5 protein-coding genes, 1 tRNA gene and 3 pseudogenes are annotated in these 5,049 nt (G+C 65.3%); 4 read left to right on the forward strand and 5 right to left on the reverse strand.

The features are described from left to right. Positions 1 to 399 (reverse strand): DUF3662 domain-containing protein (locus tag ACFE99_RS22650; RefSeq protein WP_375488774.1); only part of this gene is annotated, 399 nt, incomplete at its 3' end. A 260-nt stretch (positions 400 to 659) separates the two neighbouring features. On the opposite strand from ACFE99_RS22650, the gene ACFE99_RS22655 reads away from it, so the two are divergent. Beyond that, positions 660 to 742 (forward strand) — tRNA-Leu (locus ACFE99_RS22655). Positions 743 to 786: 44 nt separating this feature from the next. Here the strand turns inward: ACFE99_RS22655 and ACFE99_RS22660 are convergent. From ACFE99_RS22660 to ACFE99_RS22670, 3 genes and pseudogenes are all read right to left on the reverse strand, one after another. Next, positions 787 to 1,128, reverse strand: coding sequence for a GNAT family N-acetyltransferase (locus ACFE99_RS22660; RefSeq protein ID WP_375488776.1), 342 nt, complete (start codon positions 1,126 to 1,128; stop codon positions 787 to 789). A gap of 102 nt (positions 1,129 to 1,230) precedes the next feature. Further along, positions 1,231 to 1,635 (reverse strand): annotated as a pseudogene (locus ACFE99_RS22665) (hypothetical protein); the annotation flags it as partial. A 98-nt stretch (positions 1,636 to 1,733) separates the two neighbouring features. Then, a pseudogene (locus ACFE99_RS22670) lies at positions 1,734 to 1,955 on the reverse strand (transcriptional regulator); the annotation flags it as partial. Here ACFE99_RS22670 and ACFE99_RS22675 point away from each other — a divergent pair. The 3 genes and pseudogenes from ACFE99_RS22675 to ACFE99_RS22685 form a co-directional block, all read left to right on the forward strand. Continuing rightward, positions 1,912 to 2,706, forward strand: a pseudogene (locus tag ACFE99_RS22675) (AAA family ATPase); the annotation flags it as partial. The pseudogenes ACFE99_RS22670 and ACFE99_RS22675 sit on opposite strands and share 44 nt — an antisense overlap. 187 nt (positions 2,707 to 2,893) lie before the next feature. Then, positions 2,894 to 3,778, forward strand: a complete 885-nt coding sequence (sigI, locus tag ACFE99_RS22680) for an RNA polymerase sigma factor SigI (RefSeq protein WP_375488778.1) — start codon at positions 2,894 to 2,896, stop codon at positions 3,776 to 3,778. 46 nt (positions 3,779 to 3,824) lie between these two features. Beyond that, positions 3,825 to 4,244 (forward strand): SRPBCC family protein, encoded by a 420-nt coding sequence (locus ACFE99_RS22685; protein ID WP_375488780.1) that lies wholly within the window; start codon positions 3,825 to 3,827, stop codon positions 4,242 to 4,244. A 10-nt stretch (positions 4,245 to 4,254) separates the two neighbouring features. Here ACFE99_RS22685 and ACFE99_RS22690 read toward each other — a convergent pair. After that, on the reverse strand, positions 4,255 to 5,049 hold a 795-nt coding region (locus ACFE99_RS22690), incomplete at its 5' end, for a MinD/ParA family protein (protein ID WP_375488782.1).

The raw sequence follows: 5,049 nt of genomic DNA on the forward strand, positions 1-5,049 counted from the left end.
CGGGCGGGGTTGGGCGTCGGGGTTGACGGCGCCGCGAGCGCGGAACTGCCCGGTGTGCAGGTTCGGCGACTGCTCGAAGCGGACAACCACATCACCATATGTTTGCCATCCCTGTTCATCGATGTATCCCGCCAAGTGTTTAGCAAAAGTCTCCGCTGTGACATCCGGGTCGGCGCCGAGCGTCTCGTAGTCGTGCGCACCGAGAGTAATGATGTATTCGTTGGGCGCCAAAAGCCGATTGCCCTGAAGCGACCGTACCCCGTCAGCCGCCTCTCGGCGCAACATCGTTTCGACCTCTTCCGGGACGATCGAACCGCCGAACACCCGAGCAAACGCATCCCCTACGGTGGCCTCAAGTTTGCGCTCGATGCGCTGAGCTAGCCCCTTCTGGCTACCCATATCCAGCGCTCGCCTCACTTGTCCTTCTATATTGCTGCTGCGGGGCAGACGACTCCTGCGCGTGTCGCACCAGCTAATCTGCCTATTCAGCTATGGTATCGGGCCGTCGCACCGCTGCGGCACCTCAAGAACTCTGAGAATCCGATCGCTGCAGGTCGGCCGGGGTCCGCAGGCACCGGGCCGACGTTCGGGACCGCGGCCGTCCGGGTCCGGCGATTGGGGAATGGGACTATTACAGTGGTAGTCTCCACCGGTTGTTCGGGCGAGTGGCGGAACGGCAGACGCGCTGGCTTCAGGTGCCAGTGTCCTTCGGGACGTGGGGGTTCAAATCCCCCTTCGCCCACCGAACTTTGATCCAGGCGGGGTTGGTCGACCGGATCAGACCGCCTAGCCGGTAGGCAAGGTCTGCGCCCACTGTTTGATCTCAGGCGTGGCCGGATCGCTGATCTCGTTGAATTCCGGATGTTTGTCGAGCACTCCGGCCACCATCGGGCACACCGCGACGATGCGCTTGCCGTCCTGGCGGGTCGCCTCCAGCGCTTCTTGCACCAGGATGGTCGCCAACCCGCGGCCGCCGAACTCGTCATCGATCTCGGTGTGGTAGAAGATGCGCTGATTATCGCGGTCCGCGACAGCGGCGTGGCCGACGGTTTTGCCCTTGAGGGCGATGGTGTACTTGCCCTGCTCGGCGGTGACCGTGGTCGGTGCGCCGGTCTTATCGGTTGCCATTATCGAGTCCCTTCCAATCCGGCAGCGGGCGCGGCTGATGCGCTTCTGGATGGCTCACCTCGTCACCCCGCGGCCGCCGCGTGATAGGCGCCGATACCGCGACACTACCTGAGCCGCCACCATCGGCCGGGTTTGCTCGAACGTGCCTAACGTCGCCGAGCCGGAACGCCGACCACCGGCGACCGCTTCCCGGGCCTTCGCCAGCTTGTATTCCAGTTTCTCTTGTCCCCCAAGCAGCTTGGCTTCCGGAACGCCGGACACCGTCGAACCGCAACTCGGCGGTGTGTGATGCCCAGCAGCCCAATTTGTCGAGCTTGCGCACTAACTGGAGCCCGGGCGTTGCACCCGGCACCACGAATGCTGAGCCGCCTCCTCCAACACCGGCCATGGAAATTCCTGGCGCCGGTCATAATCGAGGGCGACGGGGCGGATCACCGATCCAGCGAAATCGTGAGTGCGCCGGGCCAAATCGTGTTGCGCTGCTGTCGGTGTTGAGTCGAAGGACATCCATTCGTCCCTGCGTGACTGGCGGTGCCGCCGGGTCGGCCGGTTCAGCGTAACCGCGACTTTCGACCGCGGGGACGTGTCGGCTGGCTCAAACCCGGTTATGCGGCGGACCGAGGGCCGACCCGAGCCGCCGGCAGGTGAAACACCGTGACCGGCGCCGAAACAGCGTCGTGCTGACGCCGGGCGAGCAAGGCGGCGTTTTCCGGCAGCTGCCGCGAGTTGATCTCACCGGCAGCGATGCGGCGCAGGAGGTCGTGAGCGCGCGCGAGCTGATCACGCTTGCGGTACTGCCCACCGGGAAGTTTGACCCCCGCCCACATGCTGCTGGTGGGACCGCCGGGCACCGGTAAGACCACGACCGCCGAGGCGCTGGGAAAGATCTTCGCCGGCTTGGGGATTGTGCGGCACCCCGAGATCATCGAAGTCAAGCGCGCCGACTTTTGTGGTGAGCACATCGGGGCATCAGGCCCGAAGACCAACGAGTTGATCAACCGCTCGCTGGGGCGCATCTTATTTATGGATGAGTTTTACAGCTTGGTGGAGCGCCACCAAGACGGCCGGCCCGACATGATCGGGATGGAAGCGGTCAACCAACTAATGATCGCGCTGGAGGTGCATCGGTTCGATTTCTGCTTCATCGGCGCCGGATACGAGAAGGAAGTCGACGAATTCCTCACGGTCAACCCAGGTTTGGCCGGCCGCTTTAACCGAAAGCTGCGGTTCGAGTCCTACAGTCCCGACGAATTGGTGGAAATCGCGGTCCGCTACGGCGAGCCCCGCGCGACCGTCATCGAGCCCTCCGCCCGCGAAGCCCTCAACGTTGCATGCACGATGCTGCGGGCTTACCTGGGGCCCGACGGCAGGCACGGAATCGACATCATGCAGAACGGGCGTTTTGCGCGAAATGTCATCGAGCGCGCGGAGCGGCTCAGGGATTCCCGGGTTGCCGCCATGCATCGCACCAATAAGGGCTCGGTGACGGTGGAAGATCTGGAGACGGTGCGTACCCAGGACATCGTCGACGCCGTGATGGATGCCTGCGCGGAAAAGCATGTGCCGATAGTGCTTTGACTGCGTTGCAGACCGGAATGTCACCCAGGTGCTGTAGCGCCGAGCTTGAGGAGCGGGCGGGGCGATGATTGTTAGATCAAGCCGTTGCGCGGCAAGCTGACAACGCGCACCAGCAGCTGGCTGCGCAGTACCTTATCCTCACCCGATAGATCTGTAACTTTTTCCGAGCCCGAATCGTCATGAATACATGAGCCAACCGCAGTCAGACCAGGTCACCGAGGCCTGGCGGCACCATCGCCCGTATCTGATCAATCTGGCCTACCAGATGCTCGGTGATGTCGGCGAGGCCGAAGACGTTGCGCAGGAAGCGTTTCTGCGGCTATCCCGCGCCGATCCCGCTCAGATCGACGATGTGCGCGGCTGGCTGACCGTGGTGGCAAGCCGAATCTGCCTGGACCAGCTGCGCTCGGCGCACGCCCGCTACGAACAGCCGGCCGAGATCGACCAGCAGGCATCCGCGGTCAACCAAACCCGGCGACTCGACCCCGCCGATCGGGTCACGCTCGACGACGAGGTGCGCGCTGCACTGTTAGAAGTCCTCCGCCGGCTAAGCCCCGGTGAACGAGTGGCCTTCGTGCTGCACGACGTTTTCCAAATCCCGTTTGACGCGATCGCGGAAACGGTGGGCCGCCCGGTCGGCACCTGCCGTCAGCTGGCGCGGCGGGCGCGCGCGAAGTTCACCCAGGCCGGGCCGAAGTTGACCGAAGTGGCCCCGACCGAGCACGTGCTCGTTACCGAGAAATTCATCACCGCTTGCGCTAACGGCGATCTCCAGGCCTTGGCCGAGGCGCTCGATCCGACGGTGTGGGGAGCGGAAACGCTGCTGGCCGACCCGGCTCCGCCGCAACAGGTCAACCACGGACCGGACGCCGTCGCCACGAGCTTGCTTCGCTATCTGGGCCCGGGCGTGACACTGGTCAGCGGACCCGCCGGGCAGCCTGTGCTGCTGGCCTTTGCCCGGCGACGGCTCTTCGCTGTGTTGGTGCTGACCCTCCGCGACCAGCGGATCACCAAAGTCGAGGCCACCGTCGACCCGTTGGCGCGCATCGCGGCTTTCGACGGCGCAGGCTAACTGCTGGCCGCCGCCATGCCATGATGCCGGCGGAGGTGATTGGCGCATGCGATACGTGTGTGAGGAAACCGTGCACGCCCCGGCCAAACGGGTGTGGCAGCTGCTGGTCGACGTCGAGCGCTGGCCGGGCTGGACCGAGTCGATGCGGGAAATCAAGCGCCTTGACGACGGCCCGCTTGCGGTGGGCAGCCGATCGCGCGTGGTGCAGCCGAAAGGCCGACCCATGGTGTGGACGGTGACCGAACTGGAGCCCATGCGCAATTTCACCTGGGTGGCCAGGCAGCCGGGGCTCACCCTCGAAGCGGTGCATCGCATCGAGGACACCGGAGACCATGTCCGGACGACCCTGGAGTTCAACGGCAGCGGACCGCTCGCGTGGCTGGGGTCGCTGATCGCGCGATCCCGCATCCGTGAATACCTCGGCATGGAAAGCGCCGGACTGAAGCGCGCCGCCGAAACTCCGTGACCGCCCGTCGTCAGGTGACCAGACGGTTGCGCGCACTGTCGGGCCGCGACGCGAAGTATTGAGCGACCGTCGCCGCGATCTCCAGAAATCGGCGTCGCGTTGCCGGAGCCATCTCGCTGCGCACGTCGATGACGCCGCCGGGCCGCAGATGCGGGTCGAACGGCACCTCGACCACTTTTTGGCCACGGTCGGTGAACTGGCGTGCCAGCACCGAGCGGGTGCGTCTATCCGCGTGCCCGTCCGAATCGTTGAGCACCACGACGCTGCGCTGCAGCAGACCGGTGCGGCCGTGCTCAGCCAGCCACTCCATGGTCTGCGCCGCCGCCGATACGCCGTCGGCCCACGGCGAGGACACCACGATCAGCGCGTCCAGGTCGCGCAGCGCCTCCTGGGTGACCGGCGCGTCCATCGTCGAACCGCAATCGATGATGGAAATGGTGAAATGGCGGTCCAGCCGCAACGCGGCTTCCCGGTAGATGGCCGGGTCGAGCACTCGACGCCGGCCCGTGGGCGAATCGCCGGCCAGCACATGCAGGCCAGCCGAATTGGTGCCGACCCGGGCGCGCACATCGGCGAATGACCGCAGGTTCTTGTCCGCGGCGAGCTCCCAATACGAGGTCTGGGTCCGAGGGTCGATTCTGCTGGCAAGCCTGCCGAACGCGGTGTCGGCGTCGACTGCGAGCACCCGGTCCTGCCGGCGCAGCTCGGCGAAGATCGAGCCGACGCTGGCCGCCACAGTCGTTTTCCCGACACCGCCCTTGCCCAGGACGCCCACCTTGTAGTTGCCGCGAAGAACGGACTGGAC

Source organism: uncultured Mycobacterium sp. (genome assembly GCF_964249325.1).
Lineage (GTDB): Bacteria > Actinomycetota > Actinomycetes > Mycobacteriales > Mycobacteriaceae > Mycobacterium.

Coding starts and splice junctions, on each gene's coding strand:
- sigI (WP_375488778.1), top strand. CDS start 2,894: ATGAGCCAACCGCAGTCAGACCAGGTCACCGAGGCCTGGCGGCACCAT.
- ACFE99_RS22685 (WP_375488780.1), top strand. CDS start 3,825: ATGCGATACGTGTGTGAGGAAACCGTGCACGCCCCGGCCAAACGGGTG.
- ACFE99_RS22660 (WP_375488776.1), bottom strand. CDS start 1,128: ATGGCAACCGATAAGACCGGCGCACCGACCACGGTCACCGCCGAGCAG.